This is a genomic window from Streptomyces sp. MA5143a, assembly GCF_900290235.1.
Taxonomy (GTDB): domain Bacteria; phylum Actinomycetota; class Actinomycetes; order Streptomycetales; family Streptomycetaceae; genus Streptomyces.
Map to the genome: position 1 here is coordinate 1 of NZ_OLMK01000053.1, position 18,810 is coordinate 18,810.

At 73.4% G+C, this 18,810-nt stretch carries 7 protein-coding genes; 4 read left to right on the forward strand and 3 right to left on the reverse strand.

Annotation, left to right across the window (positions count from 1 at the left end; all coding sequences use genetic code 11):
* The 3 genes from SMA5143A_RS24100 to SMA5143A_RS24110 form a co-directional block, all read right to left on the reverse strand.
* On the reverse strand, window positions 1–1,028 hold a 1,028-nt coding region (locus SMA5143A_RS24100), incomplete at its 3' end, for a bifunctional 3-(3-hydroxy-phenyl)propionate/3-hydroxycinnamic acid hydroxylase (RefSeq protein ID WP_146193936.1).
* Window positions 1,025–2,251 (reverse strand): LLM class flavin-dependent oxidoreductase, encoded by a 1,227-nt coding sequence (locus SMA5143A_RS24105; RefSeq protein ID WP_107464950.1) that lies wholly within the window; start codon window positions 2,249–2,251, stop codon window positions 1,025–1,027. The genes SMA5143A_RS24105 and SMA5143A_RS24100, both read right to left, overlap by 4 nt.
* The gene (locus SMA5143A_RS24110; RefSeq protein WP_107464951.1) at window positions 2,248–2,709 is read right to left on the reverse strand and encodes a type II 3-dehydroquinate dehydratase; all 462 of its coding nucleotides are present in this window, start codon (window positions 2,707–2,709) and stop codon (window positions 2,248–2,250) included. Before SMA5143A_RS24110 ends, SMA5143A_RS24105 begins: the two co-directional genes overlap by 4 nt.
* A gap of 207 nt (window positions 2,710–2,916) precedes the next feature.
* Here SMA5143A_RS24110 and SMA5143A_RS24115 point away from each other — a divergent pair, with 207 nt between their 5' ends.
* The 4 genes from SMA5143A_RS24115 to SMA5143A_RS24130 all read left to right on the forward strand — a co-directional run.
* Window positions 2,917–4,068: a DegT/DnrJ/EryC1/StrS family aminotransferase gene (locus SMA5143A_RS24115; protein WP_107464952.1), complete on the forward strand. Its 1,152-nt coding sequence runs from the start codon at window positions 2,917–2,919 to the stop codon at window positions 4,066–4,068.
* Window positions 4,065–5,201, forward strand: a complete 1,137-nt coding sequence (locus tag SMA5143A_RS24120; protein WP_107464953.1) for a Gfo/Idh/MocA family protein — start codon at window positions 4,065–4,067, stop codon at window positions 5,199–5,201. The genes SMA5143A_RS24115 and SMA5143A_RS24120 overlap by 4 nt, the downstream gene beginning before the upstream one ends.
* The gene (locus SMA5143A_RS24125; RefSeq protein WP_258193702.1) at window positions 5,171–5,857 is read left to right on the forward strand and encodes an HAD-IA family hydrolase; all 687 of its coding nucleotides are present in this window, start codon (window positions 5,171–5,173) and stop codon (window positions 5,855–5,857) included. Before SMA5143A_RS24120 ends, SMA5143A_RS24125 begins: the two co-directional genes overlap by 31 nt.
* A gap of 251 nt (window positions 5,858–6,108) precedes the next feature.
* On the forward strand, window positions 6,109–18,810 hold a 12,702-nt coding region (locus SMA5143A_RS24130), incomplete at its 3' end, for a type I polyketide synthase (protein WP_146193937.1).

Sequence of the window (18,810 nt, forward strand, 5' to 3'; positions counted from 1 at the left end):
AGTTCCCGTACGTGGGGCAGCCGTTCCTCGGTGTACGTGTCGAGCAGAGCTTCGTCCGCCGCGCCGGAGAGGACCAGATCGAGTTTCCACGACAGGTTCAGCACGTCCCGGGCGCCCGAGCACATTCCCTGACCCGCGAACGGCGGCATGAGGTGGGCGGCGTCGCCCGCGAGCAGCAGCCTGCCCGCGCGCCACCGGTCCGCCGTCAGCGCGCGGAAGCCGTAGACGTGGTGGCGCAGCAGGTCCGCGTTGTCCGGAGTGACGTCGAAGGGGGCGAGGAGCCTCCACGCCACATCCTCGCGGTCGAGGTCGGCCACGCTCTCCCCGGGCAGCCGCATGAACTCCCAGCGGCGGTGGCCGGGCCCGCTCGCGACCACCGTCCTCGGCCGTGCCGGGTCGCAGATCTGCACGTTGGCCGGGCTGAACGTGCGCGGCTCGTGCAGGGACACGTCGCACAGCAGCCAGTCGTAGGAGAATCCGAGGTCGGTGACAGGCACGCCCATCCGGTCGCGTACGAAGCTGTTGGCGCCGTCGCAGCCCACCACCCAGGACGCCGTGAACGTCCCGGTGGCGCCCGCGGACACCATCACACGGTCGCCGTGCTCGGTGATGTCCGTGACCGCGTGCCCGCGCACGACCGTCAGGGTGCCCAGCTCCGCGCCGCGCGAGATGAGTGCCGCTTCGAGGTTCGGCTGGTGCATCGTGGTGGCGTCCGGCCAGCCGTAGCGGCCCTGCCGCGCGAACTCGATGCGCAGCAGGGTCTTTCCGTCGGCGTTGCGCCAGTCGTAGGCGTCGGCCGGTTCGCCGAGGCGGGCGAAGGAGGGCGCGATGCCCGCCCTGGCGAGGATCCTCGCCGTCTCGCCGTCGAAGCTGGTGGCCCTCGGCAACTCGTAGGGTTTCTCCCAGCGTTCGAGCGCCAGCACCCGCCGGCCCTTCGCCGCAAGCAGCACCGACAGCAGCTGTCCCACCGGGCCGTAGCCGACCACGATCACATCGGCGTCGGTCCGGTTCGCTTCCGTGCCCGTCATACCGGCCTGCGCGACCGCACGCGGTAGTCGGGGTCGGCCCTCCTGGGCGGTTCACGCCGGGCGAGCGCCGCGTCGATGGCGGGCTGGAGGCGCGCGAGCTTCTGGGCGCGGGCCTGTTCGTCGCGCTCCTGGAACTCCGGCATCACCTCCCGCGCGAACAGCTCCAGGGACTCACAGATGTGCTCGTGCTCCATGCCGCCGCCCTGCACGATGAGGATCGCCTGGTCAAGGCCGGCCTCCTCCTGCGACCGCAGGTATCGCCGGATCTGCTCCGGGGTGCCGATCGCGCCGCGGGCGGGGTTGCCGAGCTCGCCGCCCAGCCCGCCCATCGCGGCGCGGCCCATGCCGTACTTGCGGCGGTCCCGCTGGAACTCCTCCCACAACCGTGTACGGCCGGGGGCGTGGTCACCGAAGGCGATGTAGTGGCCGAGCCCGTAGGTGAAGAACTGCACGCCGTCGGCGGCCCGTTCGACGGCCGTGGCTTCGTCCGGATGACACAGCATCGGGAGGACGGCCGCCACCTGCGGGTTCACCGCGAAGCCGGCGGGCACGCACTCCTCGGAGGCGATCGTCGCGTAGTAGGCGTCGACCCACTTGCGGGTCTCTGCGGGCTCGGCGAACGAGAAGTTCAGGGCACCGAGCCCCTTGCGGCCCGCCGTGAGGATCGCCTCGCGGCTGCCGCAGGCCATCCACAGCGGAGGGTGCGGCTTCTGGACCGGCTTGGGCAGCACATTGCGGGGCGGCATGGACACATACGTGCCGTCGTAGCCGGCGAAGGGCTCCTCGACGAACATGCGCGTGACCGCGTCCAGCGCCTCCGCCCACTGGTCGCGCTTGGTGGCCGGGTCGATTCCGAACCCGGCCAGCTCCATGAGGGTGGTCGACTCACCGGTGCCGAAGTCGTACCGCCCGCCCGACAGCAGGTCCAGGGTGGCGGCCCGTTCCGCGGCCCTGGCGGTCGGGTTGAACGCCGGCGGCAGGGTCGCGATGCCCTGACCGATCCGGATGCGGCGGGTCCGCTGGCTCACCGCCGCCAGGAACAGCTCAGGCGCGCTGAGGTGCGAGTACTCCTCCAGGAAATGGTGCTCGGAGCACCACACGTGGTCGTATCCGAGCCGGTCCGCCAGCTCGATCTGGTCCAGCGTCTCGTCCATGAGGCGCCGTTCGGAGTCCTCCGCCCACGGCCGGGGCAGCTGGTGCGAGTAGAACAGTCCGAACTTCATGCGACGGAGCCGCCTTCCGTGTCGTGGGATCGGGCGCGCAGCACGAGCGCCCGGGCCGCGAGCCGGTAGCCGTCGGCTCCGAGACCGAAGACGACACCGGTGGCGATCGGGCCGAGGACCGACTCGTGCCGGAACTGCTCCCGTGCCCACACGTTCGACAGATGGACCTCCACCCACGACCGCGGGTAGTTGGCGAGAGCGTCCCGCAGGCTCCAGCCCGCGATCATCAGGGCGCCCGGGTTCACGATCGCGCCGACCGTGTCGTAGTTGTCCTGCACGGCCCGCACCATCTCGCCCTCGCCGTCGTACTGGAGGGAACGCACCCGCCAGCCGGCCTCGGCGACCTCCTCGGCGACGTACTTCTCGATGTCGGCCAGCGTGTCCGTGCCGTAGATCTCGGGCTCGCGGCGGCCGAGGATCCCCAGATTGGGGCCGTTCAGCAACAGCACTTCACTCAAGGAACACCTCGCATACGAAGGGGAATACGGAGGGCACTTCAGGCCGTCGCCCACCAGCTCACCAGAAAAGGCGTGGGGACAATACCCAAAGAGTCTGCAAGGGAGAAATGCAGGGGATTTCAGGGGGGTGTGTAGGGGGTTTCGTGTCTCGTAATTCCCTGCCTAATCTGCTAGCGCCTGCCAAACCCTCAACGAGAAAGGCCGGATGTGACGAGCATCGAATTCCCGGCGTGGCCGCAGTACGACGACGCGGAACGTGCCGCGCTGAGCCGCGCCCTGGAGCAGGGCCAGTGGTGGCGCATGGGCGGCAACGAGGTGAAGCTCCTGGAGCAGGAGTTCGCCGCATACCACGGGGCCGAGCACGCGCTGATGGTGACGACGGGAACCCACGCGCTGGAACTCGCGCTCCAGGTGCTCGGGGTCGGTCCCGGCGACGAGGTGATCGTGCCGGCGTTCACGTTCATCTCCTCCTCGCAGGCGGCCCAGCGGCTCGGCGCCGTCGCCGTCCCGGTCGACGTGGACCCGGACACCTACTGCATCGACGTCGCCGCGACCGAGGCCGCGATCACCGACCGGACCCGCGTGATCATGCCCGTGCACATGGCGGGACTCGTCGCCGACATGGACGGCCTCGCCAAGCTGGCCGACGACGCCGGCGTGGACCTGCTGCAGGACGCCGCGCACGCGCACGGCGCCGAATGGCAGGGCCGCCGGGTCGGCGCGCTCGGCTCCGTCGCCGCGTTCAGCTTCCAGAACGGAAAGCTCATGACCGCGGGTGAGGGCGGCGCCGTGGTCTTCCCGGACGCCGCGCGGTACGAGGAGGGCTTCCTGCGGCACAGCTGCGGCCGCCCGCCCACGGACCGCGGCTACTTCCACCGCACGTCCGGCTCCAACTTCCGTATGAACGAGTTCTCCGCGGCCGTGCTGCGGGCCCAGCTCGCCCGCCTCGACTCGCAGATCGAGACCCGCGAACAGCGCTGGCCCCTGCTCGCGCGGCTGCTCGCGGACATCCCCGGTGTGGTCCCGCAGGGCGGCGACGGCCGCTGCACCCGCAACCCCCACTACATGGCGATGTTCCGCATCCCCGGCATCACCGAGGAGCACCGCAACGCTGTCGTCGACGCGCTGATCGAGCGCGGTGTACCCGCGTTCATCGCGTTCCGCGCCATCTACCGCTGCGAGGGGTTCTGGGAGACCGGAGCGCCCGACGAGTCCGCCGAGGCCATCGCGCGCCGCTGCCCCAACGCGGAAGCGCTCATGCGCGACTGCGTCTGGCTGCACCACCGCACCCTGCTCGGCAGCGAGGACCAGATGCGGGCCATCGCCGACGCGGTGGCCGCCGTCCTGGCCGGGTCGTGAGCGTCCGGGTCGCGGTGGTCGGCCTTGGCTGGGCCGGCCGTACGATCTGGCTGCCCAGGCTGGACGCACACCCCGCGTTCCGGCTCACGGCGGTCGTCGAGCCCGATCCGGCGGACGAGCACCGGACGTACGGCGTCCCCGTCCTGGCCGACGTGGACGACCTCACCCCGGACCTCGCAGACCTGGCCGTGGTGGCGGTCCCCAACCACGCGCACGCCCCGGTCGCCGAGAAGCTGCTCCGTAAGGGCATCCCGGTCTTCCTGGAGAAGCCCGTGTGCCTCACGACGGGCGAGGCCGACCGGCTCGCCGAGGCCGAACGCGCGGGCGGCGCGGTCCTCCTGGCCGGCAGCGCGGCCTGCCATCGCGCGGACATCCAGGCCCTGCGGTCCGTCGTCGACTCCCTCGGCGAGATACGGCACGTGAACCTGTCGTGGGTACGGGCGCGCGGAGTGCCCGGCGGCCGGGGCTGGTTCACACGGCGGGCCCTGTCCGGCGGCGGTGTGCTCGTCGATCTGGGCTGGCATCTGCTCGACACGCTGGCGCTGCTGCTCGGACCCGTCACCTTCGAGCAGGTCGGCGCCACCGTGTCGGCCGACCATGTGAGCGGCCGTACCTGGCAGGCCGGATGGCGCGGGGACGAGCCCGACGGCGCGGCACCGGGACATGACGGGGTGCCCGGCGGCGACGTCGAGGACACCGTGCGCGCCTTCCTCGTGACCGAAGGCGGAGTCTCGGTGTCGCTGCACACCTGCTGGGCCTCGCACGCGCCGGTCGACGTCACGACCGTCGAGGTCCACGGCAGCGCGGGAACGGCCGAGTTGCGCTGCACCTTCGGCTTCAGCCCCAACCGGGTACCGGCCCCGGTGTTGACGCTCACACGTGGCGGCGAGTCGAGCACCGTACCCCTGCCGGACGAACCCCTCGGCACGGAGTACGACCGCCAGGTCGACGCGCTTCCCGGACAGCTGCGGGACCCGGCCGCGCCGGGAAGGGGAGGACGGGCCGCACGGCACACCATCGGCCTCGTCGAACGCATCTACGCCTCGGCGAGGGGTGTCACACCGGGCCCGGCAGGGTCGGAACGATCACCGGAGGAAGTCGCGTGGAGGGAGCCGACGTGGACGGCGCGCTGAGTCTCGCGGGCAGGCAGGCGGTGGTCTTCGATCTGGACGGAGTGATCGTCGACAGCTTCGGCGTGATGCGGCAGGCCTTCGCGCACGCCTACACGACCGTCGTCGGACCGGGACCGATCCCGTTCGAGGAGTACTGCGGGCACATGGGTCGGTACTTCCCGGACATCATGCGGATCATGGGGCTGCCTCCGGAGATGGAGGAGCCGTTCGTCAAGGAGAGCCAGCGCCTCGCGCACGAGGTGCGGGTCTTCGAGGGCGTACCGGAGGTGCTCGCCGCGCTGCGCGCCCGCGGGCTGCGGACCGCGATCGCCACCGGCAAGAGCGGTCCCCGGGCGCGCTCACTGCTCGGCACCCTCGGTCTGCTGCCGATGTTCGACCACGTCATCGGCTCCGACGAGGTGCCCCGCCCGAAACCGGCGCCGGACATCGTGCTGCGCGCGCTGAGCCTGCTCGACGTGCCGGGCGACGCGGCGGTGATGGTGGGCGACGCGGTCACCGACATCGCCAGTGCCCGTGGGGCCGGCGTCACGGCGATCGCCGCGCTGTGGGGTGAGACCGACGAGGCGACGCTCCTCGCGGCCGGACCCGACGCCGCCCTCCGCGACCCGCTCGGCCTGCTCGGCCTGCTCGTGGAGACGGGCGCCGAGCAGAGGTGAGCGGGCCGCGCGCGTGACCCCGCGCCCCGGGTCCCGCGCCGAGCCCTCGCCAGTTCCGTACCGTCGGCGGCCAGATCCGTCACGCCCGTCTGCTGGGGAGCCTCTCCCCGGCAGGCGGGCCACTGCTTTTCAAGAAACGCGTAAGACAGGCCGTGGACTTTAGGGGGGTCTAGGGGAATGGTTTCGGGTTTTCTCCCCCGGTACGGCGCATGAGAATTCAAGAAAAGCGCGTCACTGGAGGACGGGTAGGCATGCTGCGGACAGAATTCATTCGACCCCTTTCCCGAATTCTGACCGACCACGCGGCCCGCTTCTCGGACAAGGTCGCCTTCCGTGACGCGCGGCGTACCGTCACCTATGCCGAACTCGACACACGGACGCGCCGTCTCGCCGGCCGACTCGCCGATCTGCGGCTCGGCCCCGGCGACCGGGCGATGATCCTCCTGGGGAACCGGGTGGAGGTCGTCGAGAGCTACTTCGGTGTCCTGAGGGCCGGCGCGGTCGGCGTCCCGGTCAACCCGCATGTCTCCGACGCCGAACTCGCCTACCTGCTGGAGGACAGCGGCGCCCGTGTCGTCATCACGGACGAGGCGCGGCTCGACCGGCTGCTCAGGGTCAGGCGTCCCACGGTCGGCGTGATCGTCGTCGGCGACGGCGAACCGCCCGCCGGATGTCTGGCGTTCGAGGACTGCGTGGGCAGCGAACCGGCCTCGGCCGCACCGGACGACATGGAACTCGACGACGTCGCCTGGATGCTCTACACGTCCGGCACCACCGGCCGGCCCAAGGGCGTGCTGTCCACCCAGCGCAACTGCCTGTGGTCCGTGGCCGCCTGCTACGTGCCGGTGCCCGGCCTCACCCCCGACGACCGCGTGCTGTGGCCGCTGCCCCTCTTCCACAGCCTCTCGCACATCGCCTGCGTCCTCTCCGTGACCGCGGTCGGCGCGAGCGCCCGCATCCTCGACGGATTCGCCGCCGAGGACATGCTGGACGCCTGGGCCGAGGAGCGGCCCACCGTCGTCGCGGGTGTGCCGACCGTCTACCACCACCTCGTCCGCGCCGCCCGCACCCGCGGCTTCACCGCACCCGACCTGCGCGTCGGCATCGTCGGCGGCGCGATCACCACCACGGCCCTGCGCCGCGACTTCGAGGACCTGTTCGGCGCACCCCTCATCGACGCCTACGGCTCCACGGAGACCTGCGGCTCCATCACCGTCAACTGGCCCACGGGCGCCCGGGTCGAGGGCTCCTGCGGCATCCCCGTACCCGGCCTCGCCGTACGTCTCGTCGACCACCGCACCCTCCTCGACGTACCCGACGGGACGGAGGGCGAGGTCTGGGTCAAGGGCCCGAACGTCATGCTCGGCTACCACAACCAGCCCGAGGCCACCGCCACGGCACTGCGCGACGGCTGGTACCGCACCGGCGACCTCGCCCGCCGCGACCGCGCCGGCTACGTCACCATCACCGGCCGCATCAAGGAACTCATCATCCGCGCCGGCGAGAACATCCACCCCGCCGAGATAGAGCACGTCCTGCGCGGCCGGCCGGGCGTGGCCGACGTCGCCGTCGCCGGCAAACCCCACGACGTCCTCGGTGAGGTGCCGGTCGCCTACGTCGTGCCCGCACCCGGCGGCTTCGACCCGGCCGCGCTGCTGTCCGCGTGCCGTGAGCAGCTCGCCTACTTCAAGGTCCCGGCCGAACTGCGCGAGATAGCCCACGTCCCGCGCACCGCCTCCGGCAAGGTCGTCCGCCACCGACTCGCCGAGGCCCCGGCCCGCCTGCGCGCGGTGAGCGGCGGCTGGTACGACACGCTGTTCCGGCTCGACTGGATCCCCCACACCATGACCGGAACGCCCACGCCCGGCCTGCGGTGGGCCGCGATCGGCGACGCGACGACGACCGACAGCCTGGGCACCGCCCCGGACGGCGAGGCCGGGGTGACGGTCCACCCCGACCTCGCCTCACTCCTCGCGGCCGGCACCGCGCCCGACGCCGTCCTGCTCACCGACCCGGACACCCTGGACGCCGCGGTGAGCGCGCCACAGCTGGCCGGGACCCGGCTCGTCGTCGTGACCCGCGACGCCGTGGCAACCGGCGGCACCGAGACCGCCGAACCGGCCCGGGCCCGGGTGTGGGGACGCGTCAGGTCGCAGCAGGCGAGCCGGCCCGGCCGGATCGTGCTCGCCGACCTGGACGACGCCGGACCGGAAGCCGCGGCGGCCGTGCGCACGGCCGTCGGCGACGGCGTCACCCAGTTCGCCGTGCGCTCGGGTGTCGTCCTGGTGCCCCGGCTGGCGAGGGTCTCCGCCGACCTGGAACGCGACACGGCCATGGTCGACGGCAACGGCACCGCGGTGGTGGTGGGCGCCGACACCCCGCGCGGAGCCGCGATCGCACGGCACCTCGTCACCTCCTACGGCGTCCGCCGCGTCCTGCTCGTCGCGAGGCCGGGCCGCGGCGACCGCGCCGCCGAACTGTGGGCGCGGCTCGGCGAGGCACGGGCGACCGCGCAGGAGGTGCTCGTCGAGTGCGATCCCGCCGACCGCGAGGAACTCGGGCGCGCCCTGCGCCGGGTGCGCGGCCGGCTCGGCATCGTCGTGTACGCGGACGAGCCCGGCGTCACCGCGAAGGCTCCGGCCGACCCGGCGGCGTCTTCCACGGAGGCTCCGGCCACCCCCGCGGAACGCGCCGCCACTCACCTCGCCGAGCTCACCGCCCCCCGCGGCCCGTCCGCGCTCGTGCTGTTCACCTCCACGGACGCGGTCCTGGGCTCCCTGCGGCATCCGGAAACCGCCGCCACGGGCGCGTATCTCACCGCGTACGCGGGGCGGCTGCGTGCCGACGGCGTGCCCGCGCTCGCCCTCGCCTGGGGCGCCTGGACCGACGAGGACGCGGACGACCAGGGGGACCGCGGCGTTCTCCCGCACATCGCCCTGACGCTCCTTCAGGCGCTCGCCATGTTCGACGCCGCGCTCACCGTCGACGAGTCCCAGCTGGTCGCCGCCGGACTCGACCTGCCGGCCACCCCCACCGACGCCACCCCGCCGCCCCTCCTCGGTCTCGTCGACACACCCACCGGCGCACCGGCCCCGGAACCCGCCCGCGACGGCGGCGCCCTGCGTGACGCGCTCGCCGCCCACTCCGAGCGGGAGCGCGTACGGCGGCTCCTCACCCTCGTCAGGGAACAGGCCGCCGAGGTCGCCGGGCTCGCCGGGCCCGACGTGGTCGGCACCGACACCGCGTTCACCGATCTCGGCTTCACCTCCGTGTCCGCCGTGGAGCTGCGCAACCGCCTCGCCGCCGCGACCGGGCTGCGTCTGCCCGCCACCACCGCGTTCGACCACCCGACCCCGACGGCCCTGGCCCGGTGGCTGGACGGTGAGCTGCACGGGCACACCACCACCGCCCCCGCCGTCGCCGCCGCACGCCACGCGGACGAGCCGATCGCCGTCGTGGCCATGGGCTGCCGGCTGCCCGGAGGCATCGTCGGCCCCGACGACCTGTGGCGGCTCGTCGCCGCCGGAGAGCACACCCTCTCGCCGTTCCCCGAGGACCGCGGCTGGGACGTCGACGCGCTCTTCGACCCCGACCCGGGCCGTGAGGGCAGGTCGTACGTCCGCGAGGGCGGCTTCCTCGACGACGTCGCCGGTTTCGACGCCGAGTTCTTCGGGATCTCGCCGCGCGAGGCGCTCGCCATGGACCCGCAGCACCGGCTGCTGCTGGAGACCTCCTGGGAGGTCTTCGAACGGGCGGGCATCGACCCGGCCACCCTGCGCGGCACCGACACGGGCGTCTACTTCGGGCTGATGCACCACGACTACGCCGCCGAGTACGCGGGCGGCCGTACCCCCGCGCCCAGCGGCACCGAGGGCTACCTCGGCACCGGCAACGCGGGCAGCATCGCCTCCGGCCGCGTGGCCTACACCTTCGGCTTCGGCGGCCCGGCGGTGACCGTCAACACCGCCTGCTCGTCCTCGCTCGTCGCCGTCCACCTGGCGGCCCAGGCACTGCGTTCGGGGGAGTGCTCGCTGGCGCTGGCCGGCGGCACGACCGTGCTGTCCCTGCCGGACGTCTTCGTGGAGTTCTCACGGCAGCGCGGGCTGGCGCCCGACGGCCGGTGCAAGGCGTTCGCCGCGGCCGCCGACGGCACGGGCTGGTCCGAGGGCGCCGGTGTGCTGCTGCTGGAACGGCTCTCGGACGCGCGGCGCGGCGGGCACCAGGTGCTGGCCGTCATCCGCGGTACCGCGATCAACCAGGACGGCGCCTCCAACGGCCTCACCGCACCCAGTGGCCCCGCCCAGCAGCGGGTGATCCGCCAGGCGTTGGCCAACGCCCGTCTCGCGCCGTCCGACGTGGACGCCGTCGAGGCACACGGCACCGGCACGGCCCTCGGGGACCCCATCGAGGCACAGGCGATCATCGCCACCTACGGGCAGGACCGGCCGGACGACCGCCCCCTGTGGCTGGGGTCGCTGAAGTCGAACATCGGGCACACCCAGGCCGCCGCCGGGGTCGCGGGCGTCATCAAGATGGTGCAGGCGATGCGGCACGGCGTGCTGCCGCGGACCCTGCACGTGGACGAGCCGACCGGTGAGGTCGACTGGTCGGCGGGAGCGGTGGAGCTGCTGACCGAGGCCCGTCGCTGGCCGGAGACCGGACGGCCCCGCCGGGCGGGCGTGTCCGCCTTCGGGATCAGCGGCACCAACGCGCACGTTGTAGTCGAACAGGCACCGAACACCGACACGGAGGCGGCACCGGACGACCAGCCCCGGCGAACCCCCGTCGACCTGCCCGTCACCCCGCTCGTGCTCTCCGCGAAGAGCACCGCCGCCCTCAGGGCCCGCGCCCGGCAGCTGCTCACCTGCTCCGCCGACGTCCCGCAGCCGACCGACGCCGGCCACTCCCTCGCCGACCTCGGGCACTCCCTCGCCACGACGCGCGCCCACCTGCCCGAGCGGGCCGTGGTGCTGGCCGCCGACCGCGCCGAGGCCGTCGCCCGGCTGGAGGCCCTCGCCCGGGGCGACGCGGAACCGGGCGTGCTCACGGGCACCGCGGACGGCGACGGCGCACTCGCCGTTCTGTTCACCGGCCAGGGCAGTCAGCGGCCGGGCACGGGCCGCGAACTGCGCGAGCGCTACCCGGTGTTCCGGGACGCGTTCGACGCCGTGTGCGCCGCGCTCGACGAACAGCTCGCCGGGCATGTGCCGTACCCGGTGGCGGAGGTCGTCCTCGCCGAACCGGGCACCGACAAGGCCGCCTGGCTCGACCAGACCTGCTACACCCAGACCGGGATCTTCGCGCTGGAGACCGCTCTCTACCGGCTCGTCGAATCCCTGGGCGTCACCCCCGACCACCTGGCCGGACACTCGGTCGGTGAACTCACCGCCGCTCACGTGGCCGGCATTCTCACCCTCGCCGACGCGGCGAAGCTCGTCGCGGCACGCGCCCGCCTCATGCAGTCCCTCCCGTCCGGCGGGCGCATGATCGCCACCACCGCGCCCGAGGCCGACGTCCTGGCGCTGCTCACCGAGCGCATCGCGATCGCCGCCGTGAACGGGCCGCGCGGCGTGGTGGTCTCCGGCGACGAGGACGACATCACCACGCTCGCCGAACGCCTGGTCACCGCCGGCCACCAGGTGCGCGGTCTGACGGTGTCGCACGCGTTCCACTCGCCGCGGATGGAACCGGTCCTCGCCGAGTTCACCGAGATCGCCGCCACCGTCACGTACCACCCCGCCCGCATACCGGTGGTCCCCAACACCACCGGGACCCACGCCGCCGACGGCGACCTCACCACGCCCGAGTACTGGGCCCGGCACATCAGGGACGCCGTCCGCTTCGCCGACACCGTCACCACGCTGACCGACAGCGGCGTCACCGCGTTCCTCGAACTCGGCCCGTCCCCTCATCTGACCGCGGCCGTCGGGGAGTTCTCCGACGCCACCTGCGTGGCCGCCATGCACCGGGGCCGGCCCGAGGCGGAGGGCGTGCTCGCCGCGCTCGGCAGGCTGTACACCAGCGGCATCCACATCGACTGGGCGGACGGCTTCTCCGGCACCGGCGCCCGACGCGTGGAGCTGCCCACCTACCCCTTCCAGCGCACTCGTTACTGGCTGGCCGACGGCGCTCAGGGGGCGGGAGCCGCAGCGCGTACGGCGAGCGGGGCGCTGTTCACCGTCGAGTGGACCCAACCGCCGGCCGGGGTGCGGGCGCTGGAGGAGCCTCACGTCGTGCGGGTGCGCACGGCCGAGGACGTCGTGACCGCCGCCCACGGGGCCCCGGCGCACCTGCTGACCGAGGCGACCGGTACGACCGACGCGCGTGACCTCGTCACGCGCACGCTGGAGATCGTCCAGGCGTTCCTCGCCGAACCACGCCTGGACGCCGCCCGGCTCGTGGTCGTCACGCGGGACGACGGCGGTCCGGAGAACGCGGCCGTACGGGGGCTGGTGCGCTCGGCGCAGTCGGAGCATCCGGGGCGCCTGCTCCTGCTCACGACCGACACCATCACCGAGGCCGACACCCTCCCGCTCGCCGCCGTGCTCGCCACCGACGAGCCCGAAGTCCGGCTGCGGAACGGCGAGCTGGCCGCCCCCAGGCTCGTACGAGCCCATCCGGACCGCGAGGCGCCCGCGCTCGATCCCGACGGCACGGTGCTCGTCACCGGCGGCACCGGTTCGCTCGGCGGACTGGTCGCACGCCACCTCGTACGGGAACACGGCGTACGGCACCTGCTGCTGGTGTCGCGGCGCGGCCCGGCCGCGGACGGAGCGGTGGAGTTGAGGTCAGAGCTCAGCGAACTGGGCGCCGAGCCCCGGATCGTCTCCTGCGACGTCGCCGACCGCGCCGCGCTCGCAGCGCTGCTCGGGGACCTCCCCGCCGAGCACCCCCTCACCGCCGTCGTGCACACCGCGGGTGTCGTCGACGACAGCGTGGTCACCGGGCTCACCGCCGAACAGATCGACCGCGTGTACCGGCCCAAGGCCGACGCCGCCGTCCACCTCGACGAACTCACCCGTGAGCTGGACGTCCGGGCGTTCGTGCTGTTCTCCTCGGCGGCGGGGGTGTTCGGCAACCCCGGGCAGGGCGCCTACGCCTCCGCCAACGCCTTCCTCGACGCGCTCGCCGAGCGACGGCGCTCCCTCGGCCTCCCGGCGGTGTCGCTGGCCTGGGGCTACTGGTCACACGGCGACGGCATGGCCGCCCGGCTGAGCGCCGCCGACGTACGGCGCACCCGGCGCTCCGGCATGGCCGGGCTCTCCGCGCGGGCCGGACTCGCGCTGTTCGACGCGGCCCTGCGCAGCACGCCCGCCGTGCTGGTGGCGGCGCGAGTGGACCTCAACGGAGCGGGCGTCGACGGGACACCCGTACCCGCCCTGCTCCGCGCCTTCGCACCGGCGGCCCAGGCCGCGCCCGCACCGGGGGAGAGCGGCGGCCTCGCGGCGCGACTGGCCGGGCTCGACGAGGCCGGCCAGGAGGAGGAGCTGCTCGGCCTGGTCCGCGGCGGCGCCGCCGCCGTACTGGGCCACGCGGACCCCGACGCCCTCGCGGCCGACCGAGCGTTCAAGGAAGCCGGCTTCGACTCACTGATGGCCGTCGAACTGCGCAACCGCCTCAACTCCCGCACGGGCCTGCGATTCAGCCCCACCCTCCTGTTCGACCACCCGACCCCCCGCGCCCTCGCCCGCCACCTCCGCGCCGAACTGCTCGGCGCCACGCCCGACCACGCCATCCCGACGCGCACCGCGCCTGTGGACGAGCCGATCGCCATCGTGGGCATGAGCTGCCGGTTCCCGGGCGGCGCGCACAGCGCCGAGGAGCTGTGGCGGCTGGTGGCCGAGGGGACCGACGCCGTCACACGGTTCCCCGCCGACCGCGGCTGGGACCTTCGGTCGCTGCACCACCCGGACCCGGACCACCCCGGCACCTCCTATGTGGTCCACGGCGCCTTCCTCGACGACGCGGCCGGATTCGACGCCGACTTCTTCGGCATTTCGCCCCACGAGGCCCTCGCCATGGACCCGCAGCAGCGGCTCGTGCTCGAAGCCTCCTGGGAGGCGCTCGAACACGCGGGCATCGCCCCGACCTCGCTGCGCGGCGAGCCGGTCGGTGTGTTCGTCGGCGTCAACAGTCAGGACTACGCCCGCAGCCTCGACCAGGTCCCCGAGCACGTGGAGGGCTACCGCATCACGGGCATCTCCGCCGGTGTGGTCTCCGGCCGCGTCGCGTACACCCTCGGCCTCGAAGGGCCCGCGGTGACCCTCGACACGGCGTGCTCGTCGTCCCTGGTCACGATGCATCTCGCGGCCCAGGCCCTCCGCTCGGGGGAGTGCTCGATGGCGCTCGCCGGGGGCGTGACGGTCATGGCGTCGCCGGAGCCGTTCGTGGAGTTCTCGCGACAGCGGGGGCTGGCTGCGGACGGCCGGTGCAAGGCGTTCGCGGCGTCGGCGGACGGCACCGGCTGGTCCGAGGGCGTCGGTGTGCTGCTGCTGGAGAGGCTCTCGGACGCGCGGCGGAACGGGCACCGGGTGCTGGCGGTAATCCGGGGCTCGGCGGTGAACCAGGACGGTGCCTCGAACGGCCTGACCGCGCCGAACGGGCCCTCGCAACAGCGCGTCATCCGGCAGGCGCTCGCGACGGCGGGCCTCGCACCCTCGGACGTGGACGCCGTCGAGGCGCACGGCACCGGGACGACTCTCGGGGACCCCATCGAGGCACAGGCGATCATCGCCACGTACGGGCGGGAGCGGCCGCAGGGACAGCCCCTGTGGCTCGGTTCGGTGAAGTCGAACATCGGGCACACCCAGGCCGCCGCCGGTGTCGCCGGCGTCATCAAGATGGTGCAGGGGATCCGCCACGGCGTGCTGCCGCGGACCCTGCACGTGGACGAGCCGACCGGTGAGGTCGACTGGTCGGCGGGAGCGGTGGAGCTGCTGACCGAGGCCCGTCGCTGGCCGGAGACCGGACGGCCCCGCCGGGCCGGTGTGTCCGCGTTCGGTGTCAGCGGTACGAACGCGCACGTCATCCTGGAACAGGCCCCGCAGACGGTGCACACGGGCGTCGCGTCACCGGAGCTTCCCGCCGTCCCCTGGGTGATCTCCGCGCGCACGGAGGCCGGCCTGCGCGGACAGGCGGCGAAACTGGCCTGCTTCGCCGCCGACGACCGGATCGACCCGGTCGGGGTGGCCCACTCCCTGCTCACCACCCGCGCCGCGCTCGACCACCGGGCGGTCGTGGTCGGCGGAGACCGTACCCGGCTGGTCGCCGGACTCGCCGCGCTGGCCGCTGACGAACCGCTGACCACGGGCGTGGTGCGCGGGGCCGCGAGGGGCGGGAAGCTCGCCTTCCTGTTCACCGGGCAGGGCAGCCAGCGGCCCGGCATGGGCCGGGAACTGCGGATGCGTCACCCCGTCTTCCGGGACGCCTTCGACGCGGCGTGCGCGGAACTCGACCGGCACCTCGCCGGACAAGCCGACCGCCCCCTGCGCGAGATCGTCCTCAGCGAACCGGGCACGGACGAGGCCGCGCTGCTCGACGAGACGCTGTACGCCCAGAGCGGCCTCTTCGCCCTGGAAACGGCGCTGTTCAGGCTGTACGAGTCGTGGGGCGTCCGCCCCGACTACGTCGCCGGACACTCCCTCGGCGAGCTGTCCGCCGCCCACGCCGCCGGCATGCTGTCGCTGGCCGACGCGGCGGCCCTCGTCGCCGTACGCGGGCGGCTCATGCAGGCGCTGCCCCGGGGCGGTGCGATGGCCGCCGTCGCGGCCACCGAGGACGACGTCGCCCGCGCGATCGCCGCGCACGGCGGCGCCGTGGACATCGCGGCGATCAACGGCCCCACTTCCCTCGTGATCTCCGGTGACGAGGACGCCGTCCTCGACGTGGCCGACGACTTCCGTACCCGCGGCCACCACGTGAAACGGCTCCGGGTCAGCCATGCCTTCCACTCGGCCCGCATGGACGGCATGCTCGACGAGTTCCGCGCGGCCGCCGAGGCGGTGACGTTCCGGCCGCCGTCCGTGCCCCTCGTGTCGAACGTCAGCGGCAGGCTCGCCGGCCCCGAGGAACTCTGCTCGCCCGACTACTGGGCCGTGCACGCCCGCGCTTGCGTACGGTTCCACGACGCTGCCGTCACCCTGCGCGACCTCGGCGTGCGGACGTACCTCGAACTCGGACCCACCGGTGTGCTCAGCGCCACGGTCGCCGGGATCCACGGGGAGGAACCCGCCGTCCCGGCGCTCGCCGAGGGCGAATCCGAGACCGTCACCGCGGTCGCCGCCCTGGGCCACCTGCATGTGCGGGGTGTCCCCGTGGACTGGTCCGCGCTGTTCGGCGGTGTCACACCGGAGCGGGTCGACCTGCCGACCTACGCGTTCCAGCACCGGCGGTACTGGCCGGAAGCGGCACACGGGCGCGGTGCACGCGTGTCCGCGCCGACTCCGATCGCCGTGAACCCGCACCAGCCCGAGCGGGCCGAACACCAACGGGACGCGTTCGAACAGGACGAGTCCGTGCTGGCGCTGGTCCTGCGGGCCACGGCCGCGGTGCTCGGGCAGTCCGATCCGGCGGCGGTCGACAGCACGCGGGCCTTCCGCGATCTGGGCTTCGACTCGCTGGCCGCCGTCCGCCTCCGCAATGAGCTGACCAGGGCCCTCGGCCTGGAACTCCCGGCGACCGTCGCGTTCGACCATCCGACGCCCGCCGACCTCGCGGCGTTCCTGTCCCCGAGGGGCGGGAACGAGCGCGACGACGCCCCCGACCCGGCGGCGCCGGTCGCCGCCGCGCCCGACGAGCCGATCGCCATCGTCGCGGTGGCCTGCCGGCTGCCCGGAGACGTGACGTCCCCGGAAGCGCTGTGGGACCTCGTGGCGTCCGGCACCGACGCGGTCACCGGATTCCCCGTCAACCGCGGCTGGAACCTGGAGGAGCTCTTCCACCCCGACCCGGCCCACCCCGGGAGCTCGTACGTCCGCGAAGGCGGCTTCCTCCATGACGCCCCGGGATTCGACGCGGGCTTCTTCGGGATCTCGCCGCGTGAGGCGCTGGCGATGGATCCGCAGCAGCGGCTGCTGCTCGAGACGTCGTGGGAGGCGTGCGAACGCGCGGGCCTGGACCCGGGCGCGCTGCGCGGCCGACCAGTCGGCGTGTTCACCGGCATCGTCCACCACGACTACGTGACCCGGCTGCGCGAGGTCCCCGAGGGCTACGAGGGCTACCTCATCACCGGGGCGGCCGGAAGTGTGGCGGCCGGGCGGGTCTCGTACCTGTTCGGCTTCGAGGGGCCCGCGGTGTCCGTGGACACGGCCTGCTCATCGTCGCTGGTGGCGATGCACCTGGCGGCCCAGTCGCTGCGCGCGGGGGAGTGCTCGATGGCGCTGGCGGGCGGGGCGACCGTGATGGCCAGCCCCGACGCGTTCATCGAGTTCTCGCGGCAGCGGGGGCTGGCGGCGGACGGCCGGTGCAAGGCGTTCGCGGCGTCGGCGGACGGTACCGGCTGGTCCGAGGGGGTCGGTGTGGTGCTGCTGGAGCGGTTGTCGGACGCGAGGCGAAACGGCCACCAGGTGCTGGCCGTCCTCAGCGGTTCGGCGGTGAACCAGGACGGCGCCTCCAACGGCCTGACGGCCCCGAACGGTCCGTCACAGCAGCGGGTCATCCGCCAGGCCCTGGCGAACGCGGGCCTGACGGCGTCCGACGTGGACGTGGTGGAGGCGCACGGCACGGGCACGACGCTCGGGGATCCGATCGAGGCGCAGGCCCTGCTGGCGACGTACGGGCAGGGGCGGCCGGAGGGCCGGCCGCTGTGGCTGGGCTCGCTGAAGTCGAACATCGGGCACGCCCAGGCCGCCGCCGGTGTAGCGGGTGTGATCAAGATGGTGATGGCCCTTCAGAAGGGCGTCCTGCCACGGACATTGCACGTGGACGAGCCGACGCCGCAGGTGGACTGGTCGGCGGGCGCGGTGGAGTTGCTGACCGAGGCGCGGGAGTGGCCCGAGGTGGACCGTCCCCGGCGGGCGGCGGTGTCGTCCTTCGGGATGAGCGGGACGAACGCGCACCTGATCCTGGAACAGGCCCCGGAGACCCGCGGACCCGAGCAGCCCGAAGACGCACCCGAACCGGATGTCGTTCCTCTGCCGCTGTCCGCCCGCAGCCAGGAGGCCCTCCAGGAGCAGGCTCGTCAACTTCTGTCCCGTCTGGGCGAGTCGGACGCCGGCTCCCTGCGGCTGGTGGACGTCGGCCGTTCGCTGGCCGTCACGCGTGCCGCGCATCCGCATCGTGCCGTGGTCGTCGCCACGGGAGCCGGACAGGCCCGGGACGCGCTGGGCGCGCTGGCCCGGGGTGAGGACCACGCCGGGGTGGTCACCGGGACCGCGGGCGCCTGGGGCAAGTCGGTGTTCGTCTTCCCCGGGCAGGGGAGCCAGTGGGTCGGCATGGGTGCCGAGCTGCTGGATGCCTCGCCCGTGTTCGCGGAGCACATGCGCGCGTGTGCCGAGGTGCTCGATCCGCTGACCGGCTGGTCGCTGCTAAAGGTGCTGCGCGGGGGCGGACTGGAGCGCGTCGATGTGGTCCAGCCCGTGACCTTCGCGGTGCTGACGGGGCTGGCGGCGCTGTGGCGGCACCACGGGGTGAGGCCCGCCGCGGTGGTGGGCCACTCGCAGGGTGAGATCGCGGCGGCGTACGTGGCGGGCGCGCTGAGTCTCGCCGACGCGGCGAAGGTGGTGGCGCTGCGCAGCCGGGCCATCGCCGAGCGGCTGGCCGGACTCGGTGGGATGGCCCACCTGAGCGTCGGTCAGGAGCAGGCCGTCGAGCTGCTGGAGCGCTGGGCAGGGCGTCTGGAGGTCGCCGCGCTCAACGGGCCCGCCTCGACGGTCGTGGCCGGAGACGTCGACGCTGTGGAGGAGTTCCTCGCGCACTGCGCGAGCGAGCGCGTGCAGGCCAAGCGGATTCCGGTC

Coding starts and splice junctions, on each gene's coding strand:
- SMA5143A_RS24105 (WP_107464950.1), bottom strand. CDS start 2,251: ATGAAGTTCGGACTGTTCTACTCGCACCAGCTGCCCCGGCCGTGGGCG.